Below are 24,717 nucleotides of genomic sequence, written 5' to 3'. Positions count from 1 at the left end.
ACGGTACCGCTGGCCTGTCCGGGGGGCTACAGGTTGCCGATCATCTTCTCCGGACGCACCCACTGGTCGAACTGCTCGGCGGTGAGCAGGCCCAGCTCCACCGCCGCCTCCTTGAGGGTCTTGCCCTCCTTGTGCGCCTTCTTGGCGATCTTCGCCGCGTTGTCGTAGCCGATGTGCGGGTTGAGCGCGGTGACGAGCATCAGCGAGCGCTCCAGGTTCTCCTTCAGCCGCCCCATGTTCGGCTCGATGCCCACCGCGCAGTGCAGCCGGAAGCTGCGCATGCCGTCCGCCAACAGCCGGCAGCTCTGCAGGAAGTTGTGGATGATCAGCGGCTTGAAGACGTTCAGCTCGAAGTTGCCGGACGCACCGCCCAGGGACAGGGCCACGTCGTTGCCCATCACCTGCGCGCACAGCATGGTGACGGCCTCGGACTGCGTGGGGTTCACCTTGCCCGGCATGATGGAGCTGCCCGGCTCGTTCTCGGGGATGGTGATTTCTCCGATGCCCGAGCGAGGCCCCGACGCCAGCCAGCGAATGTCGTTCGCAATCTTGAAGAGCACGGCGGCCAGTCCCTTGAGCGCCCCATGCGCCTGCACCAGTGCGTCATTGGCCGCGAGCGCCTCGAACTTGTTGGGCGCGGTGACGAAGGGGTGACCCGTGAGGCGTGAGAGCTCCTGCGCCACGCGCTCGGCGAAGCCCTTGGGCGCGTTGAGACCCGTGCCCACCGCGGTGCCCCCGAGCGCCAGCTCGGACAGGTGCGGCAGCACGAGCTCCAGGTGCCTGCGCGCGTGCTCCAACTGCGCCACGTAGCCGCTGAACTCCTGGCCCAGCGTCAGCGGCGTGGCGTCCTGCAGGTGCGTGCGGCCAATCTTCACGATGTCCCGGAACCGCTCCGACCGCTCCGCCAGCACGTCCCGCAGCGCCTGCAGCTCGGGCAGCACGTTGCGCACCACCGCCTCCGCCGCGGCCACGCTCATCGCCGTGGGGAAGACGTCGTTGGAGCTCTGCCCCTTGTTGACGTCGTCGTTGGGGTGCACCTTGCGCGCCTCACCGCGCTCGCCACCCATCAGCTCCGACGCCCGGTTGGCCAGCACCTCGTTGACGTTCATGTTCGTCTGCGTGCCGCTGCCCGTCTGCCAGACCAGCAGGGGGAACTCCTCGTCATGCTCGCCGCCGAGCACCTCGTTGGCGGCCTTCACGATGGCCTCCCCCTTGTCCCTGGGCAGCGTGCCGTTCTCCATGTTCGCGATGGCCGCGGCCTTCTTCACCAGCACCAGGGCGTGGATGAGGGCCAGCGGCATCCGCTCGCTGGAGATGGCGAAGTTCTGCCGGCTGCGCTGCGTCTGCGCTCCCCAGAGGCGCTCGGCCGGAACCTCGATGGGACCGAACGTGTCCTTCTCGATGCGAACGTCCTGCTTGCTCACGTGCTTGCCTCCTCGGCTGGGGGCGGTGCGATAACACGCGCCCCTCCGCCGCGCCCCTGTTGGCCCTCGCATCCGTCTTGCGGTGGCACCAGCCCCCGGACAGGATTCCGGAAGTGGACACTCCCAACGGCACCATCCGCGCACTGCTGCTCGCCCAGGAGCGGGGAACCCCCATGAAGCGCGTCCCCGAGGCCCAGGCCCTCGAGGGCCGCGGCTTCGTCGGCGACCGTCACGGGAAGAAGAAGCCCCACGGCAAGCGGCAGCTCCTGCTGCTCGACGAGGCCTCCCATGCCTCGCTGCGGCTCGGCGCGGGAGAGCTGAAGGAGAACGTGGTCATCTCCGGCCTCCCCCTGGAGTCCCTGCCACCCGGCCAGCGCCTGGCCCTGGGCTCCGAGGTGGTCGTCGAGCTGACCGAGCCCTGTGTGCCCTGCTCGAAGCTCGAGCGCATACGCCCCGGCCTCCTGAAGGAGTCCTGGGGCCAGCGCGGTCAGCTCGCCAGGGTGCTCCACGGAGGCACGGTGCGCGAGGGGGACGGTGTGCGCCTGCTCGACGTCAACCCGGATGCGCCTCGCCCCATCCGCCCCAGGCTGCCCTGAGTCAGCGCTTCCAAAGGCGCCCCAGCTCCAGGGCTCGCGCCTCGAAAGGCTCGGCGTGCACCGTCACCTCGCCCCTCTGCGTGGTCAGCGGCCGCCAGTGACCGCTCTCCAACCGGTAGACCTCCAGCGACCGCTCCGCTGGATCCACCAGCCACAGGTGTTGAACACCTTCTCGCGCGTACGACCTCTGCTTCTGGCCGCGATCCAGCACCGCCGTGGAGGGTGAGAGCACCTCACAGACCCAGTCCGGCGCGAGCGTGATGGCGGCCTCCTCCGGCAGCTCCGGCATCCGCTCCCGGCGCCACCCCGCCAGGTCCGGCACCAGCACCGCACGCCCCAGGTGCAATTCGGGCTCATAGAGGAGCACCCAGCCCCCAGGGCCCTCTTCCCCCGCATCCCGGTCGAACGGGTCCAGCTCCCTTCCGAGCCGGAAGGTCGCCCGGGCATGCCTCGGCATGGGACGGGGGCTCACGTGCAGCTCGCCCTCGATGATCTCACCCACGCAGTTGGGTGGGAGCTCCTCCAGGTCCGCGTATGTCGCTTCGCGCCGCGGCGGCTCGTCGCTCATGACCACAGGATGCGGTTCTCCCTCGGCCACCGCAAGCCGACGCCCCCTCGCCCTTACCGGCTTTCCGCTCATGCGCCCAGGATGCTTCTGACCTCTGACATCCTGTCGCTCCACGGTGGGCGGCGACGGGTTCGCTGACCCTCACCCCAGCCCTCTCCCAGGGGGAGAGGGGGCATACACGGGTCTCTTCCCGGTGGGAGAGGGTGGGCGTTTTACAAAATTACCAGGGCCCGCACTCCTCAGACCCTCCGCTCCACCCTCGGCTCCTCCACCTCCCCGCTCGTCACCCTCCTCAGCCAATCCGCTCCCCTCTGCACCGGCGCCCTCCCCATCGCCGAGGGCGGCGTCAGCCCCCACAGCAGCAGGTAGACCATCAGCACCGTTCCCCCAGACAGCGCCAGCGCCACCACGAACGCCACCCTCACCAGCCCCACGTCCACGCTCAGCTGCCTCGCCAGCGCCGTGCACACCCCTCCCAGCACCCTCCCCTCTCCTCCTCGGTGCATCCGCTCCGCACCCGGCTGCCGCTCGCGGCAGTGCGGGCACCTCGTCGCCTCCACCCGGATGTCCATCCGGCACGCCTCGCACCGCTTCGTCTCGTCCATGGCTCCACTCCTCTAGCGAGGCTCATCCACCACCACCGGCCTCTCTCCTCCCTACGCGCCACGTCTCCCCCCATTGCACCCCACCTCCCCCACTCATTTTCAGTCCGGTCAATTTACAAATTTAATCCCGACCGTGTTGACATCCTTACAAAGCTGTCGACTTTTGAGCGCGGGGGGTTCACACTTCCTCGGACCAGATACACATTGGTCCCCGTTGGGGCCTTTTACAACGCACCCCGTCAAGGAGCTTTGCATGGACGCGGCCAGCCTCTCCTCCAACCCCTCCGCGCAACGTACCGGGGGACAATGTCCCCAGGTACAGGGGGTCACCCTCCGGGGCCCCTGGTTGCCCGAGTACGCGGACGTCCTCACCCCCCAGGCCCTCGAGCTCGTGGCGAAGCTGGCCCGGGCCTTCGGCGGCCGGCGCGAGGCCCTCCTGGAGCGGCGCAAGCAGGTTCAAGCCGCCTATGACCAGGGCGAGCGTCCCCGCTTCCTCCCGGAGACGCGCGACATCCGGGAGAAGGAGTGGACCGTCGCCCCCCTCCCCCAGGACCTGCTCGACCGGCGCGTCGAAATCACCGGCCCGGTGGACCGGAAGATGATCATCAACGCGCTCAACTCGGGCGCCAACGTCTTCATGGCGGACTTCGAGGACGCCAACAGCCCCACCTGGGACAACGTGGTGCGCGGCCAGCTCAACCTGCGCGACGCCGTGCGCGGCACCATCAGCTACACCGCCGACAACGGCAAGCACTACGCCCTCCACGAGAAGACCGCCGTCCTCTTCTGCCGCCCCCGGGGCTGGCACCTGCTGGAGCGCCATCTGGAGGTGGACGGCAAGCCCGTCTCCGCCTCGCTCTTCGACTTCGGCCTCTACTTCTTCCACAACGCCCGCGCCCTCCTCGAGAAGGGCAGCGGCCCCTACTTCTACCTGCCCAAGATGGAGAGCCACCTCGAGGCCCGCCTGTGGAACGACGTGTTCCACCTGGCCCAGAGCGAGCTGGGCATCCCTCGCGGCTCCATCAAGGCCACCGTCCTCATCGAGACGCTGCCCGCCGCCTTCGAGATGGACGAAATCCTCTACGAGCTGCGCGAGCACTCGGCGGGCCTCAACTGCGGCCGCTGGGACTACATCTTCAGCTTCATCAAGAAGCTGCAGGGCGACCCGAAGTTCGTCCTGCCCGACCGCGGGCAGGTGACGATGGACAAGGCCTTCCTGCACAACTACTCGCTGCGCCTCATCCAGGTGTGCCACCGCCGCGGCGTGCACGCCATGGGCGGCATGGCCGCCTTCATCCCCATCAAGAGCGACCCGGCCGCCAACGAGGCCGCCATGGCCAAGGTGCGCGCCGACAAGTCCCGCGAGGCCCGCGATGGCCACGACGGCACCTGGGTCGCCCACCCGGGCCTCGTGCCCGTGGCCCGTGAAATCTTCGACCAGCACATGCCCGGGCCCAACCAGCTGGCAAAGAAGCGCCCGGACGTGAACATCAGCGAGGCGGACCTGCTCGCCATGCCCGAGGGCTCGCGCACCGAGGAGGGCCTGCGCCACAACATCCGCGTGGGCGTGCAGTACATCGCCGCCTGGCTCGGGGGCCTGGGCTGCGTGCCCCTCTACAACCTCATGGAGGACGCGGCCACCGCGGAAATCTCCCGCGCCCAGGTGTGGCAGTGGATGCACCACCGCGTCCCGCTCGCCGACGGCAAGCCCGTCACCCCCGAGCGCTTCCGCCAGGTGCTCGCCGAGGAGATGAAGCGGATCGAGTCCGAAGGCGCCACCGAGCGCTACGGCGCCGAGCGGCTCGAGGAGGCCCGGGTCCTCTTCGAGAAGCTCTCCACCGCGCCCCGCTTCGAGGACTTCCTCACCCTTCCCGCCTACGAGGCACTCGTCTCGCACGGCTGAGTGGCTGTCCCTTTCCGCAGTTCCGTCTTTTCACACGTACCTTTTCGCGAGGAGCCAACATGTACGACGCCGTGACGACGAAGAACGATGCGACCCCCCACGCCAAGCTCCACGCCCAGCGTTTCGAGGGCATCACGCGCAACTACTCGGAAGCCGACGTCGAGAAGCTGCGGGGCTCCATCCGCATCAGCTACACGCTCGCGGAGATGGGCTCCAAGCGCCTCTGGGAGCTGCTGAACACCCGCGACTATGTGCACGCGCTCGGCGCCCTCACCGGCAACCAGGCCGTTCAGATGGTCCGCGCCGGTCTCGAGGCCATCTACCTGTCCGGCTGGCAGGTCGCCGCCGACGCCAACACCGCCGGCCAGATGTACCCGGACCAGAGCCTCTACCCGGTGGACAGCGTCCCCAACGTCGTGCGCCGCATCAACTCCGCCTTCCGCCGCGCCGATCAGATCGACCACGCCGAGGGCAAGCACGACCGCTACTGGTTCGCCCCCATCATGGCCGACGCCGAGGCCGGCTTCGGCGGGCCCCTCAACGCCTATGAGCTGATGAAGTCCATGATCGAAGCGGGCGCCGCCGGCGTGCACTTCGAGGACCAGCTCGCCAGCGAGAAGAAGTGCGGCCACATGGGCGGCAAGGTGCTCGTCCCCACCAACAACTTCATCCGCACCCTCACCGCCGCGCGCCTGGCCGCCGACGTCATGGGCGTGCCCACCATCCTCGTGGCCCGCACCGACGCCGACAGCGCCAAGCTCCTCATGAGCGACGCCGACGAGTACGACCACGCCTTCATCGACCGCAAGGCCGGCCGCTCCGCCGAGGGATTCTACCGCCTCAAGGGCGGCCTCGAGTGCGCCATCGCCCGCGGCCTCGCCTACGCCCCCTACGCCGACCTCATCTGGTGCGAGACCAGCACCCCGGACCTCGACCAGGCCAGGAAGTTCGCCGAGGGCATCCGCGCGAAGTTCCCCAACAAGCTCCTCGCCTACAACTGCTCGCCTTCCTTCAACTGGAAGAAGAACCTCGACGACAAGACCATCGCCAGGTTCCAGCGCGAGCTCGGCGCCATGGGCTACAAGTTCCAGTTCGTCACCCTCGCCGGCTTCCACGCCCTCAACTACGGCATGTACGAGCTCGCCCGGAACTACAAGGACCGTGGCATGGCCGCCTACTCCGAGCTCCAGCAGAGGGAGTTCTCCTCCGAGAAGGATGGCTACACCGCCACCCGCCACCAGCGAGAGGTCGGCACCGGCTACTTCGACAAGGTCGCCGAGGTCATCTCCGGTGGTTGTGCGAGCACCCTGGCCCTCAATGACTCCACCGAGGCCCACCAGTTCTGAGGCTCGGTGAAGGGGTTCAACCCGGGTGAGTGAAGACCCTCACCCTAGCCCTCTCCCAGAGGGAGAGGGGACTTGGGCCGCGACCTTCGAGGATCCTCCTCGCGGGCTCGCGGCCTCTGTGCTCCTGGACTTCAGTTCCACGACTCGTGAACCCTGTTCCTCGAAGAGCTCGCGGATCCACGGGTGGCACGTGAAGGCGATGACCTGGTGGCGCTCGCAGAGGCTCGATAGCAGGGACAGCGTGCTCCTCGTCCTCTCCAGGTCGAAGTTCACCAGGATATCGTCCACCACCAGCGGCAGCGCTCCCCGCGTCTCCCCAAAGTCCTGGATGACCGCCAGCCGGAACGCCAGGTAGAGCTGCTCCCTCGTCCCTCGCGAGAGCTGCTCCGCGCTCCAGTCCTTCCGCCCATCGCTCACCCTCAGCTCGCGCCTTCCCCCCGCCGGGATGAACACCCGCCGGTACCGCTCTCCCGTCAGCACCGCGAAGTGCTCCGAGGCCAGCTGGATGACCCGGGGTTGTTGCTCCTCCTCGAAGCGCCGGCGCGCCCTCGCCAGCAACGTCAGCGACAGCCGGTCCGATGCATAGCGCGTGGCGAGCTCCGCCGCCCTCGCCCTCAGCCGCTCCTCGTGGATTCGCAACCCGGCTATCTGCTCGTCGTTCTCCCATTGTCCCAGCAGGCTCCGGACCTCGCCGTACCGGGTATGCAGTTCCTTCAGCAACGTGGCGTTCGCGGGCTCCTGCATCCGCAGTTGCCCCAGCTTCTCCTTCAGCCGCTCCTCCCCTCCCAATGTCTGAAGGGTCTCCCTCGCGGCGGCCTCCTCCAGACCCGTGGCCGCTTCGATGCGCTGGGAGAGCTCGCGCACGCGCCGGGTGAGCCCCTCGAAGCGCTCCGCCTGCCGCGCCCGCTGGCGGAAGGACTCCTCCGTCTCTCCTCCGCCCTGGGCCAGCAGCGCCGTCAACGCCTGCTCCTCGGACTCCCGGAGCCGTGCGAGCCGCGCCCTGTCCGCCAGCAACCCGTCCCTGCTCCCCCGGAGCGCCCGCGCCTCCGCATCCCGCGTCTTGAGCTCCTCCAGCTCCGTGGCCACCCGCGCGGCCACCGCCTCCACCGGTCCCCCCGGCAACCCCGCCGCTCTGGCCTCCTCGTGCAACCGCGAGACGACGGTCGCGCAAGTGGCCTCGTCCGCCGCCAGGGCCCGCTCGTCCGCCTTCAGGTCCGCGAGGCGCTGCCGCTGCTCGGCCGCGTCACGCCACAGCGCCAGGGCCCGCTGCGGCGACAGGTCCGAGGGAAAGCGCCGCGCGGCCAGCAACGCGGACAGCTCCGCCTGGAGCTCCTCAATCCGTGCCTCGGCCCCATGCGCCAATTCCCGCGCCGTGTGAGCCTCGCGTGCCGCCACGTCCCGCTCCGCCACGCGGGCCTCTTCATCCCGGCCCAGCTGCTCCTGCCGCTCCGCCTGCCTCAGCAGCTCGGCCATCGCCGCCTCACGCGCGGCGAGCTCCGCCATCGGCGCATCGGCAGGCACACCCGCCTCGGCGGCGGCCATCGCCAGCTCGCGCTCCACCCCGGCCACCCGCCCCGACAGCATGTCCAGCGAGGACTGCACCCGCGCCACCTCCCGCGCGTGCGCCTGCTGGCGCACCGCCTGGGCCTCCTGGAGGTGCTCGTGGGCCGCCACCGCGCGCCGGTGATTGAGGACGAGCAGGCCCACCAGCAGCAGCGCCCCCACCAGCGCGAGCACTCCCGCCCCCGCTCCCGCGTACAGCCCGAGCAGCAGGGCCAACACTCCCGCGCCTCCCACGCCCGCCAGCACCGGCCATGCCGCGGGCGCCGGCCCCAACGGAGGCTCCACCTGGGAGCGCAGGGATTCCAGGCGCTGCCGCTGCTCGGCACGCTGGGACGCCCCCTGCTCCCGCTCCACGCGCAGCGGCCGCAGGCGCCCCAGTGCCGCCTGCCGACGACGCACCTCCACGGCCCCCACGGACGGCAGCCGCGCCCGCTCCGCCTCCAGCCGCGCCAGGGCCGCGTCGAGCCGCTCCAGCGCCACCCGCGCCCGCCCGAGTGCCCCCTCCGCGTCCCTCCGCTCCGTCTCCGCCCTCGTGAGGCGATCCGCCAGGGCTTCCAGGGTGCCTCGCGCCACCGGGCCCAGCTCCAACCCCAGCAGGCCCGCGGCGTCCACCTCCAGCCCCAATCCCCCGAGCGCCTGCTCCACCTCCCGGTGTCTCGCCTCCAGCGCCGCGCGACGGCCCGGCAACGCCCTCAGCAGCTCGGCCCTCGCCGTGAAGGCCGCCAGCGCCGAGCGCAAGGTCTCCTGCCGCTCGCGCACGGCCGACGCCCCGGACAGCCTCGCCAGCTCGTCCTCGGACGAGGACAGCAGTTCCCCGACGCGCGCCTCCTGGGCCCGCGTCTCCTTCAACCGCTGGAGCAGTTCCTCCAGCCGCGCCTCGCCTCCCACCGGGAAGGCCGTCAGGTCCGGCAGCGCGGCCAGCTCCGCCCGCAGCCGCACCAGCTCACCCAGGTCCCCCAGCGACGCCTCCAGCCGCGTCAGCCGCCCCAACTCGCGCGAGATGTCCTCTCCCTGCGCCTTCGCCTCCTCCTGCTGCCGCGACAGGGACGCCAGCCGCTCGCGCTCCTCGAAGTACCTCGCCGGACGGTCCTCCAATGCGTGCAGCTTCGCCTTCACCTCCTCCAGCTCCTTCAGCACCTGGTTGAGCTCGGGGTTGCGCCCGCTCGGCTTGAACAGCTCGCCGGCCCGCTTCTCCAACTGCTTCTCCACCTCCGGCAGCCGGCGCGCTCCCCGTAGCCCCGCGGCGAAGAGCGCCCGGGAGACACCGTCCTCCTCGGCCAGCTTCTCGAAGGTGGACAGCTCCTCCAGGCTGAAGGCGAACACCTCGCAGAACAGCTCCCGGGAGACATGCGCCAGCGCCTCGTCCAGCCGCGAGGCGAGCAGCTCGTGTCCCTCCGGGGCGTGCACCGTCGCCACCGCCCTCCCCCGGCGATCCACCACACGGCGCACCACCATCGGGCCAACCCCCGTGCTCACGCACAGCTCGCCCCCGAAGGTCCCCGCCTCGGGCTCGTACCGGGGGCCTCGCTTCTCGAAGCCGAACAACACGCCCCGGATGAACGCGAGCAGCGTGCTCTTGCCCGCCTCGTTCGGCCCGTACAGCAGGTTGAGGCCCGGCTTCAGCTCCAGCGCGTAGTCGGAGAAATGGCCGAAGCCGTGCACGCGCACCAGGTCGATCCGCAATCCCCCGCTCACGTCTCGTCCTCCTCGTGCAGCTGCTCCACCACCCGCAGCCCCGCCTGCTCCACCCACTCCGGCCGGGGTTTCTCCAGCGCGTCCACGCCCAACCGCAGCAAGCGCTGGCGCAGCGAGCGCAGCTCCGCGTCCTCCGTCCACACCGTCTCCAGTGCCTCCGGGTCCGCGGCCAGGGCGTCGGCCTCGGCCAGCAGCGTCCCGGTGAAGCCTCCCGCCAGCCGCACCGTCTGGAGGTCCAGCTCGGGCCGGCTCGCGTCACGCACGGACTCCAGCAGCACCGGCGGGTGACGTCGAGAGAGCTGCTCGCGCAGATCCGTCTCCAACTGCTGGAGCGCCTCCGGCCGGGACAGCTCCCGGTGCAGTGGGCCCCGCTCCGTCAGCGTGAGGCGCACCGCATGCCCGTCCAGTTCCTGCGCGCAGCTCGCGTCCACCTGCTCCGTCACCGCCGCCACGAGCCCATCCAGCGACCCGAGACCCACGAGCGGCACCTCCAGCCGGTGCCAGCGCACCCGGTCCACCGGGACGAAGCGCCGCCGCGTCCGGCCCTCCTCCACCTCCACCAGCACGCACCCGCGCTCGCCCGGCTCGTTCACGTGCCGCCCCTGCGGGTTGCCCGGGTACACCGCCACCGCGCCACTCGCGAGCGGGTATTCGGCCCGCGTGTGCACGTGGCCCAGCGCCCAGTAGTCCAGCCCGCGCGCCCCCAGGTCCTCCACCGTGCAGGGCGCGTAGTCCGCATGGCCCTCCACTCCGCCCAGGTTCGCGTGCAGCAGGCCCACCGTGAAGTCCGGTGCCGTCCGCCGGAAGCGCGCTGAGAGGTTCTCGCGCACCTCTACCTCCGGGTAGGAGATGCCCTGCACCCGGCAGAGCAGTCTTCCCTCCCGGCGCACCTCCGCCTCTTCCCAATCGGCGCCGAACACCTTCACCGAGCCCGGCAGCCCCAACGCCCCCGTGTCCCCGCTCAGCGGATCATGGTTCCCGTGGACGATGAACGTCTGGATGCCCGCCACGTGCAGCCGGTCCAGCTCGCGCCGCAGCGCCAGCCTCGCCCGCACCGAGCGGTCCTTCGCGTCGAAGAGGTCTCCCGCCAGCACCAGGAAGGTCACGCGCTCGCGCAGGCACAGGTCCACCACGCGCGCGAAGGCCCGGAATGTCGCCTGCTGGAAGGTGCTCAGCAGACTCGAATCGGCGGGGATTCCGCGAAAGGGGGTATCCAGGTGCAGATCGGCCGCGTGGACGAACTTGAAGCGCATCGGGTCCGCACACTAGCCGTCCTGGTTCCGTGGACCCATGAACCCCGGGCGAATCTGCGGCACTGGACGTGGCGCGGAAGACCGGGACGGGGACGGGGACGTATACCCTCACCCTAGCCCTCTCCCAGAGGGAGAGGGGACCTACACGGTCAACGTCTCGGTTGGCGTCTCTCCGCGATTCCGTTCGCCAGTTTGACTTGTTGCTTCCAGTGTCCGTAGAGCCGCCCCTGTGAAGCCAGCCGGTCCAGTTCCTTCCGCGTCTCGTCGTCCACCGAGCCCGGCGCCGCATCCCGGTACGGCGTCCCCGGCAATGGCATGAACGTGTGTCCGTGCACCTTCGCCCCCAGGTCCGCCAGCCGCTTCATCAGCGCCAGCGTCGCCCTCACGTCCTCCGGCGTCTCTCCCGGCAGCCCCAGGATGAAGTCCACGTTCGGTACGAACCCCTCCTCCACCGCCAGGCTCGCCGCCCTCACCACCGTCTCCACGTCGTGCCCCCGGTGACTCGCCTGGAGAATCCGCTCACTCCCCGATTGTCCGCCGATGATGAGGTTGTCGTTGTCCACGTAGCGCTTGAGCAACGCCAGTGCCTCGGGTGTCACGTGCTCCGGTCTCACCTCCGAGGGGAACGTCCCGTAGAACACCCGCCCCTCCCGTCCCATCGCCTCGCGCACCGCCGCCAGCAGCCGCTCCAGTGCCTCCAGGTTCACCGACTCGTCCGGCGAGCCGTAGGACATGGACGTCGGCGTGATGAAGCGCACGTCCCGCTTGCCCGCCGCCCTCAACACCCGCGTCCAGTGCGCGATGTTCTCCACGCTCCGGTGCCGGAAGCGCGCCTTGCTCATGAACGGCGTCTGGCAGAACCGGCACGCGTAGATGCAGCCCCTCGTAATCTCGATCGCCCCGAACTTCGCGTTCCTCGCCGCGAACGGTGGGTATGTGTCCAACATCACACCCTCGCTCCGCCCCTGCGGCACCATCCGCCCCTCCACCAGCCGGGCCATCCCCCGCGTCTGCTTCGGCTCCTCGCCGCGCACCAGCCGGCCGAGCAATTCCAACAACACCGGCTCGCCCTCCCCCACCGCCACCAGGTCGAAGCCCGCCCGCAGCGTCTGCTCCGTCTCCGCCGTGGCGTGCACCCCGCCCGCGATGCACAGCACCTCGCGGCCCGCCAGCCGCTCGCGCAGCCACGTCAGCTCCTCGGCCGCCGCGGGGAAGCTCGCCGAGTAGAACGACCACGCCACCACCACCCGGTACCCCTCATCGTGGCACTGGCGCACCGTCGTCAGCAGCGACTCCCGATCCCTCGGGAAGCGCAGGGCCACGTCCTGCCCCACCGCGTCCGCCTCCACCGCCCCCGCAAGGACGGTGAGCGCGTACTTGCCCGGGTACTGGTAGCTCAGGACGAGCGCGACCTTGTTCTTCGTGGAGGACATCTCCGTCGGAAATTAACACGCTCCACCAGCCGACAGAGTCATTGTCGCACCCCTCGCGGGCGGACCAACCCTCGCTAGATTGGTCGCATCCTCCCTGGAGGTCCGATCATGACGGCTCACCGCGAGTGGATGTTCGGCACCAACCGTGTGCGCTTCGAACCTCCTGACCTGGTCGTCGCGAAGTACTCCGGCCTCACCGGCCTCGAGGAGGCCCGGCGCACCACCGCCATCTACCGCGAGCTGGCCTCGCAGGGGCCCTTCTTCCTCATCGTGGACGTCGCGGACTCCGAGCTCGACAAGCAGGCCCGCGAGCACTTCATCCAGAACCTGCGCACCGAGTGGCTCCTCGGCGTGGTGTACGTCGGCGCGGACTTCATCCAGAAGGCCGCAGCCAAGGCCATGACCATCGCCGTCTACTTCACCGGCAAGTCGCACCTCGACTTCCTCTTCGCCAATACCGAGGCGGAGGCTCGCGCCCTCTACGAGCGCAAGCGCAAGGAACAGGCACGCGTGGCCTGAGAGGGCCCTCGCTCCGGGCCCTCAGTTCCGCGGCCGTACCAGCGGCGCACGCGCCCCGGAGAAGCTCATCGCATCCAGGGGGAGGCCGGGCGATGGGCTCGTGACACGCTCCGCGCCGCCCCGGTGCCACGTCTCGGCACTCGCGGCGACACCGGACAGGTCCAGCCCCAGGCCGCGCCGGATGGCGCGCTCGCTCCGGAGCACGTCGGCCAGCAACCGGCGATGGCCGTCGAGCCCCAGGGCGCGCAACTGCGCGTGGAGCGCCAGCGCCCCCCCCGTCTCCAGCGTCCGCAGTCCCACCGAGTGCAGATCCACCCCATCCCTCAGCAGGAAGAGGCCCGCCGGGTACGAGGCCCGCCCCAGCCACCGGAAGTCGAGCCCCACCGAATCCGCCAGATGCAGGTGCCGCACCCGCGTCCGGATGAGCGCGAGCGCCTCCAACACCAGGGGCTCGAAGCCGAGCGGGTTGCTCTCGAAATCATAGCTGTTGAAGACGCCATAGAGCCCTCCCCACGCCGCGTCCGCGTGGAGGTGCACGGGCCTCAGCCCATGGCGCGTGGTGAGGGTGTCCGCCACCTCACGCAGTTCCTGCAAGTCATCCAGGGCAGAGGCTCCCTCGCTGCCGGTGGTCGCCATCACGAAGGCGGGCACGTCTCCACCCGCGGCAACGGCCCGCATCTTCTCGTGCAGATCCGCGGGATCCATCGCGCCGTCCTTGCGCGTCTTCACGCGGATGAGGTGGTAGCCGCCAATCCCCGTGGTCTCCACCGCTTCGATCAGGGACTCGTGCCCCGCCTCCGAGGCGAAGCAGTAGAGGTTGCGCGGCACACCCTTCCTCCGGGACGTGGGCGCCTGCCTCGCGATGGCCATGCGCAACCCCGCCAGCACCGCCGCGCGCGCACCCCAGACGGTGAGGCCCTGACTCCGCTCGGCGTCGTAGCCCACCACCCGCGTCACCATGGCGACGACGCGCGACCGCGCCTCGTCCGCCAGCAGGCCCTCGTCCCGCCGCTCCCCACCGCCGCGGGCGATCACCTCGGACACCGCGCCGAGCAGCCCGGGCAGGTTCACTCCGGACGACGCCCCCTTCATCAGGAACAGCAACTGATCCACCACCGCGTCCAGGCTCTCGCCCTTCACGGGCAGCTCGCGCGGGTCCACACGGCGCCCATCATCGAGCGCGTTCACCTGACCCCATTTCCCCGCGAGCACCGCCGAGTCCTGCGCCACGCTCGCCGGGACGAGCAACTTCTCCAACAGGACCAGCCACAACCGCCTCTGCTCAGGGGTGAAACCCTCTGCGGAAAACAGATGCTCCAGCACGTGGATGGAAGAGCTCATGATGTGAACAGCGCATCTACCGGCCGGGTGATCGCCTGTCGAGTGACGAATAACCAACGCACCGCGCCAGCAGGATGGGGCCACACTGCGCGCGTCCCCCACCTTCACCATTCTTCGCACTCCCGTCACTTCCTCTTAATTCGAGCGGAACCTCGCGAACGCGCTCGCGTCCCCGAATCGCTTGCATGGGCCTGATGTAGGTGGATTACCCTCAACGACACAGGGGGAAGTCAGTCCATGGATCACGCGACCCAGGTCGAGCTCATCCGCCGCATCCAGGAGCACCTGCGTACGGGCACCACGCACATGGAGGCGGAGGAGTCCCGCATCCCCGTGGAGAGCTATCTGCGCGCGGATCGGCTGGAGGCCGAGCGGGAGACCCTCTTCCAGCGCCGCCCGCTGCTGGTGGCACACGTCTCGCAGTTGCCGAAGCCCGGGGACTACTTCACCCACGACGTGAGCGGTCTGCCACTGCTCATCTGCCGCACGCCCTCGGGCGAGCCCGCCGCCTTCCTCAATGTCTGCCGTCACCGGGGAACCCGGCTGGTGGAGGAGGCGTGCGGCCAACACAAGCAGGCCTTCGTCTGCCCCTATCACGGCTGGACCTATGACACCGAAGGCACCCTGCGTGCCGTCCCGCACGAGGTGGGCTTCCCCAGCCGGCCCTCCGAGAACGTGGGGCTGGTGCGCGTGTCCATCGCCGAGCGCTTCGGCTTCCTCTGGGCCCAGGGCCGCAAGGACTCGCGCTTCGCCGCGGACTGCTTCCTCTCCCCCGTCGCCACCGAGCTCGCCAGCTACGGGCTGCACACCCACGTGGTGTACCGGCCCGAGCGGCTCGAGCTGAGGCTCAACTGGAAGCTGGCCATCGAGCTGTTCCTCGAGGCCTACCACGTGAGGCACGCGCACCGGACCTCCATCTACCCGCTCTTCATCGACAACGTGGGGCTGGTGGACCGGCTGTCGCCGCACCTGCGCTGCATCTTCCCCAAGCGCACCGTGCGCGACCTGGAGGGGACGCCCGAGGAGGCGTGGCGGCTGCGCATGCACGCCAACATCCTCTACTTCGTCTTCCCCAACACGCTGCTGCTGGTGCAGCCGGACCACGTCAGCGTCACCACCGTGTACCCGGTGGACCTCGACCGCACGGAGCTGCGCCTCTTCACGCTCATCCCCGAGGCCCCCACCAGCGAGAAGGCCACCCGGTACTGGGACAAGAACGTCGACCTCCTGCTGAAAGCGGTGCACGAGGACATCCGCATGGGGGAGTCCATCCAGCGGGGACTGCGCTCGGGTGCCAACGCCTCCCTGCGGCTGGCCCGCTTCGAGCAGGGCCTGCGCTACTTCCACGAGGCCATGGATCAGGCGCTCGGAGTCCGCGCCTAGCCGCCTTCCACCGCCACGCGCAGCTCGCGGAACAGCCGCGCCAGCGCCGCCGGTGTGTAATGGGCATTCAACCCGCTCGGGTTGGGCAGCACCCAGACGCGCGTTCCGCCCAGTGTCTCCGGCTGAGGCCCCAGCGAGGCCCCGGGGTGCCGGAAGGCCGTGCGCCATGCAGTGATTCCCAACACCGCCAGGTATCGGGGCCGGTAGCGCCGCACCTTCGCCGCCAGCATCCGTCCGCCCTCGGCGAGCTCCTCCGCCGTCAGGACGTCCGCCGAGACGGTGGCCCGGTCCACCACGTTGGTGATGCCCAGCCCGAGCCGCGGCAGCGCGTCCTGCTCGTGGGGCGCCAGCAACCGGTCCGTGAAGCCCGAGGCATGCAACGCCGGCCAGAAGCGATTGCCCGGCCGGGCGAAGTGGTAGCCCACCACCGCCGAGTACACGCTGGGGTTGATGCCACAGAAGAGGACCTTCAGCCCGGGGCCGATCAGGTCCGGCATCTTGCTCCCCACCGCGGCGAGCAGCTCTTCCTTCGTGGGCCTCCGAGGTGACTTCAGGCGTTCCTCCCGTGCCCTGAACCTATACCGTCTCCCCCGCGCCGGCATCCCCACCCGGAGGGTGCACCGGTGGACGGGAGCACCACCCGAGCCCCCTCCCCTGGCTGGCGGGCGGTTACAGTCGGGCCACCATGCGCACCCTCGATATCAAGGATGGGCAGATCGCCTCGATCCTGGTCGCCGAAGAGCTCGCCACGGCCCAGAGCGACAGTCTGGACGTCGTGGTCCGCCTGAAGGACGGCCGCCGCTTCGGGCTCACCCTCTTCACCCCCGAGCACCTGCGGCGCCAGCTCGACCAGGCGCTCTCCCTCGTCACCCCCGGGATGGTCCTCGTGAAGCAATTCTCCGACGAGACCATCATCGACGCGGTGCGCTCGGCCATGCGCCACGACATCGAGCACCTGGGCGTGCTGCAACCGCTCATCAATCAGTGAGCGCCACGAGCTGCTCCCAGACGGCGCGCACGTGCCGCTCCTCGGTGCGCGGCGAGCCGATGGCCATGCGCAGCACGTAACGCGCGGGCGCGCCATCCACCCCGGGCAGCACCGTGTGCGTGAGGAAGGCCTTCCCGCTCGCATTCAGCCGCTCCAGCAGCTGGCGGTTGCGCGCGTCCGTGGCCGCGGGCTCCTCGCCCGGCCTGGGACGCAGCCGGAAGCACACCAGGGCCAGCGAGCGCGGCACGGCCAGCTCGAAGCGTGTGTCCGCCTCCACCCAGGAGGCGAACAGCTCCGCCTGCCGCACGTGCTGGCGGATGTAGGACCGCAGCCCCTTCGCGCCATAGTGGCGCAGCACGAACCACAGCTTCAGCGCGCGGAAGCGGCGGCCCAGCGGAACCTGCCAGTCGCGGTAGTCGATGACCGCGCCGCTCGCGGTGGCCGCGTTGCGCAGGTACTCCGGCATGACGCTCAGCGCGTCCAGCAGGGACTTGCGGTCGCGCGTGTAGAAGGCGTTGCAGTCGAAGTTGGTGAGCAGCCACTTGTGCGGGTTGAAGGCGAAGGAGTCCACGTCCTCCAGCCCCCGCAGCATGTCGCGGTGCTCGGGGCAGACGAGCGCGGAGCCCGCCCAGGCCGCGTCCACGTGCAGCCAGCCGCCCGCGCCGGTGAAGCCCGTCCGCTCCAGCACCCCTCGGAGGGCGGGCAGCGGATCCATGGCCCCCGAGGAGGTGGTGCCCAGCGACGCGCACACGAAGAAGGGCTGGCGGCCCGCGGACAGGTCCTCGCGGATGGCCTTCTCCAGCAGCTCCGGGCTCAGCGCGTACCGCTCATCCGTTCCCAGCGAGCGCAGGTGCACGCCGTCCGACACGCCACGCACCACGCCGCACAGCATGGCCGCCTTCAGCACGGACGAGTGCGCCTGCGTGGAGGTGTAGGCCACCAGCTCCGCCTCCCGGCCGAGCCTGGCGCGCACCCGCTCGCGCGCCGCCACCATGGCCACCAGGGTGGCCTCGCTCGCCGTCCCCTGGATGACGCCACCGCCAGTGCCAGAGTCCGAGCGGAAGGAGGCCGGCAACGCCGTCAGCTCGGCCAGCCAGTCCAGCACGCGCGTCTCCATCTCGGTGGCGGCGGGGCTGGTGGACCAGAGCATGCCCTGCACGCCCAGGCCGGCGGACAGCAGCTCGCCGAGCACCGCGGGCCCGGAGGCATTCGCGGGGAAGTAGGCGAAGAAGGAGGGTGACTGCCAATGCGTGACGCCGGGCAGCACCACGTTCTCCAGGTCGCGGAAGACGGACTCCCAACCCGCCTCACCGCCCAGCCCCTCCTCGGGTGGGTGCTCGGGGAGCTTCGCCATCACCTCGCCCGGCGCCACCGCCGAGCGCACCGGGAAGGACTCCAGCCGGGACCAGTAGTCGGCGATCCAATCCACCATCCGGTGGCCCAGGCGCCGGAACTCCTCGGGGCTCAGGTGGGGCACCGCCCCTTCGCGCGCGTCGCTCATCTCGGTGTCTCCTCTTGGGGGTCCGCGCCCCTCATACGACGGCCCCCCGCGCGACGGGTAGCGTCGATTACCGGGGGACTACCGGCGCCGCATGCGCCGCAGCAGGCCACCAAGCCCCAGCAGCGCCACCGCCCAGAGCGTTCCGCCCGCGCTCGAGCAGCCGGCGTGCGGGGGATCATCGGGGAAGGTCGAAGGGGTGGGGCTGTCAGGCCACGGAGAGGTGGGGACGACGGGGGGCGGCTCTTCATCTCCAGGCGAAGTGCCCGCGTCCGGCGCCGGAGTTGGAGTGCCCGCGTCGGGTGCGGGCGCGGGAGCGGGCGGCAGCACATCGTCCAGCCGCGTCGCCTGCACGAAACCGTCATGGTACACGACCCCCACCTGCTGCACGGTGTCGCTGCGGTAGAGCCCCAGCTTCAGGTAGATGCCATCGCCCGCGTACATCGTCGCGTGCATGTACCGGGGCAGCACCCGCCGGCCGTTGTGCCACAGCTCGACGAAGCCCACGCTCGGATCCGGCGACCACTTCACGTGGAAGATGAAGTCGTGCCAGACGCCGCGATCCAGCTTCGTCGTCCAGGGGGTAACGCTGTCGGTGAGCGTGAGGCGGAGCTCCTCACCGTAGACGAAGAACTCCACCGGGGGAGAGCCGCAACAGCCGTTGTGGTGCCACTGGGTGAAGACCTGCCACGTCTTCACGCTGGGGTAGTCCGGCGCGAACATCACCTGCCAGCGGTAGTAGTACTCCGAGCCCTCCTGCTCACGGCCCTTGTAGATGAGCTCGTTGCGGTTGCCGCTGGAGTTGATGGGGTCATCCCCCTGCCGCACCGTGGCCTTGAGCGCGTAACGCCCCTGGAACGCCGGAGACTGCACCACCTGGAGCCGGTCGGTGCTCACCTGCTGGACGCTCGAGTACTGGCCGAGGTTTCCCGTCTCGAAGTCGCCCTTCCAGACGACTCCGGCCCACGACAGGCCCGGCATCAGCACGGCGAGAAGTGAAACCAGGAGTTCTCTCAAGGGCTCCCTCGCTAATGTTTTGCACCCGACGGCGAGGGCCTACGGTCCCACGTTCCTCCTTTATTTCAAGCGACTGTTATTTCTTTTGCCTTGACAGCAGAGCAGGCGTCCAGGAGGGCGTCTGCCTCCTGGAGATTGTCTTTTCAGAGACACACCGCCGTCACGAACCCGGCGGCCAGCCGGGCGAGCCGGGGCCAACGCGGCGCGTCGACACAGGAGGACATCCAGGCGGCTGACGGGATGCTGGGCTGGTGTATGGTGCGCTCCCTCTGTGGTGCCTCCATGCGAGGAGACACCCGGGTGCTCCCATGCTCGTCCTGCGCGATGTCCAGAAGACCGACCTGCCCGGCCTGAAGCGGCTCGCCGCGGTGCTCAACACCGTCAACCTGCCCAACAACGAGGAGACGCTCGAGGCCATCATCGACAAGTCCGTGAAGAGCTTCGCGGGCAAGGTGAAGAACCCCTTCGAGCGCGAGTACCTCTTCGTCCTGGAAGACGTGCGCAACGAGCTCATCATCGGCACGTCGATGATCATCGCGCAGCACGGCACCTACGAGTCGCCGCACATCTACTACGACGTGTCCGAGCGCGAGCACTACTCGGCCAGCATCGGCCGGCACTTCCGGCACAAGGTGCTCTCCATCGGCTACAACTACGAGGGCCCCACGGAGATTGGCGGCCTGGTGGTGGACCCGCCCTACCGCGCCACGCCGGACAAGCCCGGCAAGCAGCTGTCCTACGTGCGCTTCCTCTTCATGGCCATGCACCGGCGCATCTTCCGCCCGCGCGTGCTGGCCGAGCTGCTGCCGCCGCTGCTGCCGGATGGGCGCAGCCTCCTCTGGGAGGCGTGCGGCAAGAAGTTCACCGGCCTCACCTATCAGGAGGCGGACCGCCTCAGCCGGCAGAACAAGGAGTTCATCAAGGAGCTCTTCCCCTCCTCGGACATCTACGCGTCGCTCTTCCCGGACCGCGTGCAGAAGGTGCTCGGCGAGGTGGGCCCCAACACCCAGGGCGTGCAGCGGATGTTGGAGCGCGTGGGGTTCCGCTACGTGGAGCGGATCGATCCGTTCGACGGCGGCCCCCACTTCGAGGCCAACCTCGCGGACATCACCCTGGTGCGCCGCTACCGCTCGGTGAAGCTGGCCGAGCAGGACTTCGAGATGGAGGGAGACGACGTGCTCGTCTCCTTCGAGCGCGAGTCGGGGCGAAACCGCTTCCGCGCGGTGCGCACCACGGCCCGGTTGGACGACAAGAACGCGTACCTCCCGGCGCGGGCCAAGGAGCTGCTGGACGCGCCCGCGGGCGCGAAGCTGTCCGTCATTCCCTTCGACTGAGGCGCACCACGCGGTGCTCGCCGCGCAGCAGCGCCAGCCACCGCTCCCCGGCCTCCACCGAGGGAGCCCCCGGCCGAGCCACCGCGAGCGGCAGGTGCGTCTCGGAAGTGACGGGATCCAACGAAGTGGGATCCAGGTCCAACGTGCCGCCCCCCACCAGGCCCACGCGCACCCAGGCATGAGGCCGTGCGGGGCCGCCATCCACGACGAGCAACCCGTGCACCAGCGCCACCCGCTGCCCGCGCGCCGCCGCCTGGGCCGCGAAGCGCGACGCATGCGCCAGGCACCCGCCTGCCTCGCCCTCACCCTCCTCGTGGAAGTCCGCGGCGCCCGGACCCTTCTCCGGAAAGGCCGCGTGCACCTCCGCCGCGAGCGCCCGCGCCTCCACCGCCCGCCAGGCCGTCAGCCACCCCGGGCGCGGCGCGACAGGCCACGCGGGCGAGAAGGCGAGCGGACCGGACTCCCCCTCCACGGGCAGGCCGTCCGCGAAGAGCTCCGGCGGAGGTTTCAACCGCTGTCCTGGTGGCACGGCGGTGAAGCGTGACTGCCCCACCTCCAGCGCCACCATCCGTCCGTGCTCGTCATGGCGCGCGGTAAAGGGCTGGCCGAGCAATGTGCCCTCCACCTGGGCGCCCCGGATGGCGGTGACGCAGTGCGGCCCCTCGCGGCCAGAGAGCTCCTCCCGCCCCGTCACGCACCCGAGGACAGGGGGGCCTCGCCACAACCACAGGGCCTGCGGAACACTCGTGCGCCCCACCACCGTGCCCCCCGGTTGCACTTCCAAGGAGACCTCCCGTACGCGCTCCCCGACGTGCTCCCCTCGGGTGTGCAGGTGGCGAGAGGTGTAGGTGAAACGTCCTGCCTGGGAGTCGAGGGAGAGGCTAACGGTCCCCACGGGGATCCCCCTCCACGCGAAGACGAAGCGGGCGCTCTCCACCGGGGAGGGGGCGGATGGCACTCCCCCCGCGGGAAGAGCGAGCAGGAGCAAGGGGGCGAGCGCGAGCACCCCCCCAGTCTGTGCCGAATTGAGGACCCGAGCGAGAATGCAGGCTACGGTACGAAACCGTACACACATGGCCGCCAAAAAGTATCTCTTCGCCTTCATGGTCGTCGGAGGGCTCACGCTGGCCCTCGTTCTCGGCGGACTGCTGCACTTCTTCACTGGCCACCCCAATGACTGGGTGGGCTGGACGGTGCTGCTCGCGGGTTCGCCGGCGGTGCTGCTGCTGACGAGCTACGGCTTCTGGATGCTCTGGGTAGCGGAGCGTGCGCAGGACCGCAGCAGCCTGCTCACCCGGCTCGCCGAAGGTGACCTCACCAGCATGTCCTACGGGGGTGCCGGGGGGATCGGGGACCAGCGCGACGTGCGCCGGCTCCTGTACTCCCTGCGCCGCGCGCTCACCCAGGTGCAACGGGTGACGGGTAACGTGCACCGCACCTGCCAGGGGGTCTCCGAGGAGGTGCGCATGCTCCTGGATGCCGCGCGCCGCCAGGGCGGAGCGGTGGAACGCTCGCAGGAGTCGGTGGACAGCATGGGCCAGAGTCTCCAGGCCGCGGGCAAGCGCGTGTCGCAGCTGGAGAGCTTCGCCCAGGAGACGAACGGCTCGCTGGTGGAGATGACCGAGCGGCTGGGGCAGGTGGCCGAGGCGCTGCTGGCGCTGGACGAGTTCTCGCACCGCACCACGCAGCAGGTGCAGGCCATGAGCGAGCGGCTGCACCACATCGCGTCCTCGGGCGACGAGCTGGCGCGCTTCGCCAGCGAGGCGGAGGCCTTCGTTCAGATGGTGCAGACGGGCATCGACGCCGTGCGCCATCGCGCCTCGGAGACGAACCAGCTGGCGCACGCGGTGACGGCCACCGCCGAGCGCGGCGAGGTACTCGTCAACGACTGCGTCCAGGGCATGTACCGGGTGGAGGAGACGGTCCGCAAGGCCGCGGAGCTGGTGGACTCGCTGGGCGTACGCTCCACGCAGATCGGCCGCATCGTGGACGTCATCCAGGAGATCGCCGACCAGACGAACCTGCTGGCGCTCAACGCCGCCATCATCGCCGCGCAGGCGGGCGAGCAGGGCCGGCCCTTCGGCGTGGTGGCGGACGAAATCCGCAGCCTGGCCGAGCGCACCGCGCGCTCCACGCGGGAGATCGCCACCATCGTGGGCGGCGTGCGCCGGGAGGTGGACACGGCGGTCTCGCTGGTGAAGGAGGGCCGCGAGCAGGCCGGCACGGGCGTGCTCCTGGGAGACCGGGCGGCCGAGGCGCTGATGGAGATCCGCACCATCACCCAGCGCACCTTCACGGCGGTGGAGGCCACGGTGGCGGAGACGAAGCGGCTGGAGGCCCAGGGCTCCACGGTGGTGGAGGCCAGCCGCCGGGTGGCACGGCGCGTGGACGACGTGACGCGGGCGGCCATCGAGCAGGCGGGGCACGGGCGCGAGCTGGTGCACCAGACGCAGCAGATGGCCAAGCTGGCGCAGGAGGCCTCGCACAAGGCGGAGGGCCAGGCGCGCACGGGCCGCGACCTGTCCAACGCGGTGGTGCGGCTGAGCACGGCCATCGAGGAGATTCGCGCGGCGCACGACGTGCTGATGCGCGGGGACTCGGCCATCGGCGAGGAGGTGGCGCGGGTGCGCGAGGACGCGCTCCAGGTCATCCGGATCGGCGACGGACTGAGCCGTTCGGTGGAGCAGCTGGCGCACGAGGCGGCCAGCCTGGATGGAGAGGTGTTCCGCTTCCGGTTGCCAGCGCCGAACCCGGGCGGCACGCTCCACGTCGGCATCCACCAGACGGCCTTCGTCCGGGTGCAGGGCGGGTTGGATCCGCTCTTCGCCGTGGAGAACCAGCTGCTGGAGATGTGCGCCTGTGTCTTCTCGGGCCTGTTGCGGATGGACGATGGCGTGCTGGTGCCGGACCTGGCCGAGCGCTGGGAGGCGGATCCCTCGGCATGCCGCTACCGCTTCCACCTGCGGCCGGGCGTCAACTTCCACGATGGGATGCCGCTGAACGCGCGCGACGTGAAGCGCCACTTCGAGCGGATGTTGGATCCGACGGTGAAGTCGCCGGACAGGAGCCTGCTGGAGGACGTGGAGGGCGCCAAGGCGTTCGCCGCGGGCCAGGCCCGCGAGGTGACCGGCATCGAGGTGCTGGACGAGCTCACGCTGGAGATCCGGCTCGAGGAGCCCAAGGCCTTCTTCCTCCAGCTGATGACCCTGCCTCGCGCGGCGGTGGCCCGGCTGGGTCCAGGCGGCCAGGCGGTGGGCACGGGCCCCTTCCGGCAGGTGGGCTTCGACTCGAGCCTCATCACGCTCGAGCGCAACCCCACCTACTGGCGCAAGGAACAGCCCCTGCTGGATCGGCTCGAGTTCCACCTGTTGGAGTCGCGCGAGCAGGCCGTGGCCGAGCTGCGGGAAGGGACGGTGGACATCGTCTCCCACCTGTTCGCCCGGCACGTGGAGACGCTCGAGCGGGACGGGCAACAGGTGGTCGCCAGCACCACGCCCTCCACGTCGTTCCTCGGCTTCAGCCTGCGGGAGGCGCCGTACAACGACGTGCGGGTCCGCAAGGCCCTCCGGGCGGGCATGGACATCCAGGGGCTGGTGGACCACTTCCACAAGGGCGCGCGCGTGGCCCGCTCGATGACGCCCCCGGAGCTGCTGGACGACGAGGGGTTGATGCCCGAGCCGCGCCTGGACATCGGCCAGGCCGAACGCCTGCTGCGCGAGGCCGGAGTGCGGATGCTGCCACTGACCATCTACCACGCGGTGGGACGCGACACCTCGGAGGAGGATGCCGTCCTGTTCCGGCCCCTGGTGGAGGCGGGGCTCGTGGAGCTCAGGCACCAGGAGCTGCGCGCGGAGGAGTTCGGGGAGCGGCGGCGCGAGGGACGGCTGCCGGTCTTCCGGGTGGGGTGGATCGCCGACTACCCGGATCCGGACAACTTCCTCTTCTTCCACCTCAACTCGAAGGCGCAGCTGATCTACTCGATGGGCTACCGCAACGAGGAGCTGGACAGGCTCACCACGCAGGCGCGCGTCACCATCGACCCGGAGCAGCGCAAGCAGCTCTACCGGCTCGCGGAGCGGCTCGTCTACGAGGACTGCCCCACCATCCCGCTCTTCCACCACCGCGTGCACGCGGCGGCGAGCGGCCGGGTACAGGGGCTGCGGCTGCACCAGACGCCTCCGCAGGTGCGCTTCGAGGACCTGTGGTTGGACCAGCAGGACCTGGAGCAGCTGAAGAACTGAGAACCGGGCC

Annotated in this window: 19 protein-coding genes; 8 read left to right on the top strand and 11 right to left on the bottom strand. The window is 70.0% G+C overall.

Features of this window, described 5'->3' with window-relative positions:
- Positions 1–26: 26 nt before the first annotated feature.
- On the bottom strand, positions 27–1,424 hold the full coding sequence (gene fumC, locus NR810_RS32620) for a class II fumarate hydratase (protein WP_257458343.1): 1,398 nt from the start codon (positions 1,422–1,424) through the stop codon (positions 27–29).
- A gap of 113 nt (positions 1,425–1,537) precedes the next feature.
- On the opposite strand from fumC, the gene NR810_RS32615 reads away from it, so the two are divergent.
- Complete coding sequence (locus NR810_RS32615; RefSeq protein WP_257458342.1) at positions 1,538–2,020, top strand: MOSC domain-containing protein; 483 nt, start codon at positions 1,538–1,540, stop codon at positions 2,018–2,020.
- A gap of 1 nt (position 2,021) precedes the next feature.
- Here the strand turns inward: NR810_RS32615 and NR810_RS32610 are convergent, their stop codons facing one another.
- Entirely contained in the window at positions 2,022–2,588 is a 567-nt protein-coding gene (locus NR810_RS32610; protein WP_257458341.1) for a Uma2 family endonuclease, read from the bottom strand.
- A gap of 239 nt (positions 2,589–2,827) precedes the next feature.
- Positions 2,828–3,193: a PspC domain-containing protein gene (locus tag NR810_RS32605; protein WP_257458340.1), complete on the bottom strand. Its 366-nt coding sequence runs from the start codon at positions 3,191–3,193 to the stop codon at positions 2,828–2,830.
- A 253-nt stretch (positions 3,194–3,446) separates the two neighbouring features.
- Here NR810_RS32605 and aceB point away from each other — a divergent pair, with 253 nt between their 5' ends.
- Both aceB and aceA read left to right on the top strand, forming a co-directional pair.
- On the top strand, positions 3,447–5,096 hold the full coding sequence (gene aceB, locus NR810_RS32600) for a malate synthase A (protein WP_257458339.1): 1,650 nt from the start codon (positions 3,447–3,449) through the stop codon (positions 5,094–5,096).
- Positions 5,097–5,155: 59 nt separating this feature from the next.
- Positions 5,156–6,442, top strand: a complete 1,287-nt coding sequence (aceA, locus tag NR810_RS32595; protein WP_257458338.1) for an isocitrate lyase — start codon at positions 5,156–5,158, stop codon at positions 6,440–6,442.
- A 39-nt stretch (positions 6,443–6,481) separates the two neighbouring features.
- Here the strand turns inward: aceA and NR810_RS52270 are convergent, their stop codons facing one another.
- From NR810_RS52270 to NR810_RS32580, 3 genes are all read right to left on the bottom strand, one after another.
- Positions 6,482–9,700, bottom strand: coding sequence for an ATP-binding protein (locus NR810_RS52270; protein ID WP_326522528.1), 3,219 nt, complete (start codon positions 9,698–9,700; stop codon positions 6,482–6,484).
- Entirely contained in the window at positions 9,697–10,953 is a 1,257-nt protein-coding gene (locus NR810_RS32585; RefSeq protein WP_257458337.1) for a metallophosphoesterase family protein, read from the bottom strand. The genes NR810_RS52270 and NR810_RS32585 overlap by 4 nt, the downstream gene beginning before the upstream one ends.
- A 149-nt stretch (positions 10,954–11,102) precedes the next feature.
- Entirely contained in the window at positions 11,103–12,386 is a 1,284-nt protein-coding gene (locus tag NR810_RS32580; RefSeq protein WP_257458336.1) for a TIGR04013 family B12-binding domain/radical SAM domain-containing protein, read from the bottom strand.
- A gap of 108 nt (positions 12,387–12,494) precedes the next feature.
- Here NR810_RS32580 and NR810_RS32575 point away from each other — a divergent pair, with 108 nt between their 5' ends.
- Complete coding sequence (locus NR810_RS32575; RefSeq protein WP_257458335.1) at positions 12,495–12,905, top strand: PIN domain-containing protein; 411 nt, start codon at positions 12,495–12,497, stop codon at positions 12,903–12,905.
- 21 nt (positions 12,906–12,926) lie between these two features.
- On the opposite strand, the gene NR810_RS32570 is transcribed toward NR810_RS32575, so the two are convergent.
- The gene (locus tag NR810_RS32570) at positions 12,927–14,246 is read right to left on the bottom strand and encodes a pyridoxal-dependent decarboxylase (protein WP_257458334.1); all 1,320 of its coding nucleotides are present in this window, start codon (positions 14,244–14,246) and stop codon (positions 12,927–12,929) included.
- Positions 14,247–14,483: 237 nt separating this feature from the next.
- Here NR810_RS32570 and NR810_RS32565 point away from each other — a divergent pair, with 237 nt between their 5' ends.
- Positions 14,484–15,629: an aromatic ring-hydroxylating oxygenase subunit alpha gene (locus NR810_RS32565; RefSeq protein WP_257458333.1), complete on the top strand. Its 1,146-nt coding sequence runs from the start codon at positions 14,484–14,486 to the stop codon at positions 15,627–15,629.
- On the opposite strand, the gene mug is transcribed toward NR810_RS32565, so the two are convergent.
- Positions 15,626–16,126 (bottom strand): G/U mismatch-specific DNA glycosylase, encoded by a 501-nt coding sequence (mug, locus tag NR810_RS32560; protein WP_257458332.1) that lies wholly within the window; start codon positions 16,124–16,126, stop codon positions 15,626–15,628. The genes NR810_RS32565 and mug overlap by 4 nt on opposite strands.
- Positions 16,127–16,314: 188 nt before the next feature.
- On the opposite strand from mug, the gene NR810_RS32555 reads away from it, so the two are divergent.
- Positions 16,315–16,617, top strand: coding sequence for a hypothetical protein (locus NR810_RS32555; RefSeq protein ID WP_257458331.1), 303 nt, complete (start codon positions 16,315–16,317; stop codon positions 16,615–16,617).
- Here NR810_RS32555 and NR810_RS32550 read toward each other — a convergent pair.
- Positions 16,607–18,118, bottom strand: coding sequence for a pyridoxal-dependent decarboxylase (locus NR810_RS32550; RefSeq protein WP_257458330.1), 1,512 nt, complete (start codon positions 18,116–18,118; stop codon positions 16,607–16,609). The two genes, NR810_RS32555 and NR810_RS32550, sit on opposite strands and share 11 nt — an antisense overlap.
- 78 nt (positions 18,119–18,196) lie before the next feature.
- Entirely contained in the window at positions 18,197–19,132 is a 936-nt protein-coding gene (locus NR810_RS32545; protein ID WP_257458329.1) for a polysaccharide lyase, read from the bottom strand.
- A gap of 308 nt (positions 19,133–19,440) precedes the next feature.
- Between NR810_RS32545 and NR810_RS32540 the strand changes: the two genes are divergently transcribed.
- Complete coding sequence (locus tag NR810_RS32540; protein WP_204225147.1) at positions 19,441–20,466, top strand: arginine N-succinyltransferase; 1,026 nt, start codon at positions 19,441–19,443, stop codon at positions 20,464–20,466.
- On the opposite strand, the gene NR810_RS32535 is transcribed toward NR810_RS32540, so the two are convergent.
- Positions 20,450–21,424, bottom strand: a complete 975-nt coding sequence (locus NR810_RS32535) for a transglutaminase domain-containing protein (protein WP_407653863.1) — start codon at positions 21,422–21,424, stop codon at positions 20,450–20,452. The genes NR810_RS32540 and NR810_RS32535 overlap by 17 nt on opposite strands.
- 115 nt (positions 21,425–21,539) lie before the next feature.
- Here NR810_RS32535 and NR810_RS32530 point away from each other — a divergent pair, with 115 nt between their 5' ends.
- Positions 21,540–24,707, top strand: a complete 3,168-nt coding sequence (locus NR810_RS32530; protein WP_257458328.1) for an ABC transporter substrate-binding protein — start codon at positions 21,540–21,542, stop codon at positions 24,705–24,707.
- Positions 24,708–24,717 lie beyond the last annotated feature (10 nt).

The sequence above is a fragment of the Archangium lipolyticum genome (genome assembly GCF_024623785.1).
GTDB classification, from domain to species: Bacteria; Myxococcota; Myxococcia; order Myxococcales; family Myxococcaceae; genus Archangium; species Archangium lipolyticum.
Note: the sequence above shows the minus strand (reverse complement) of the source record. Positions and strands in the feature narration are given on the sequence as shown.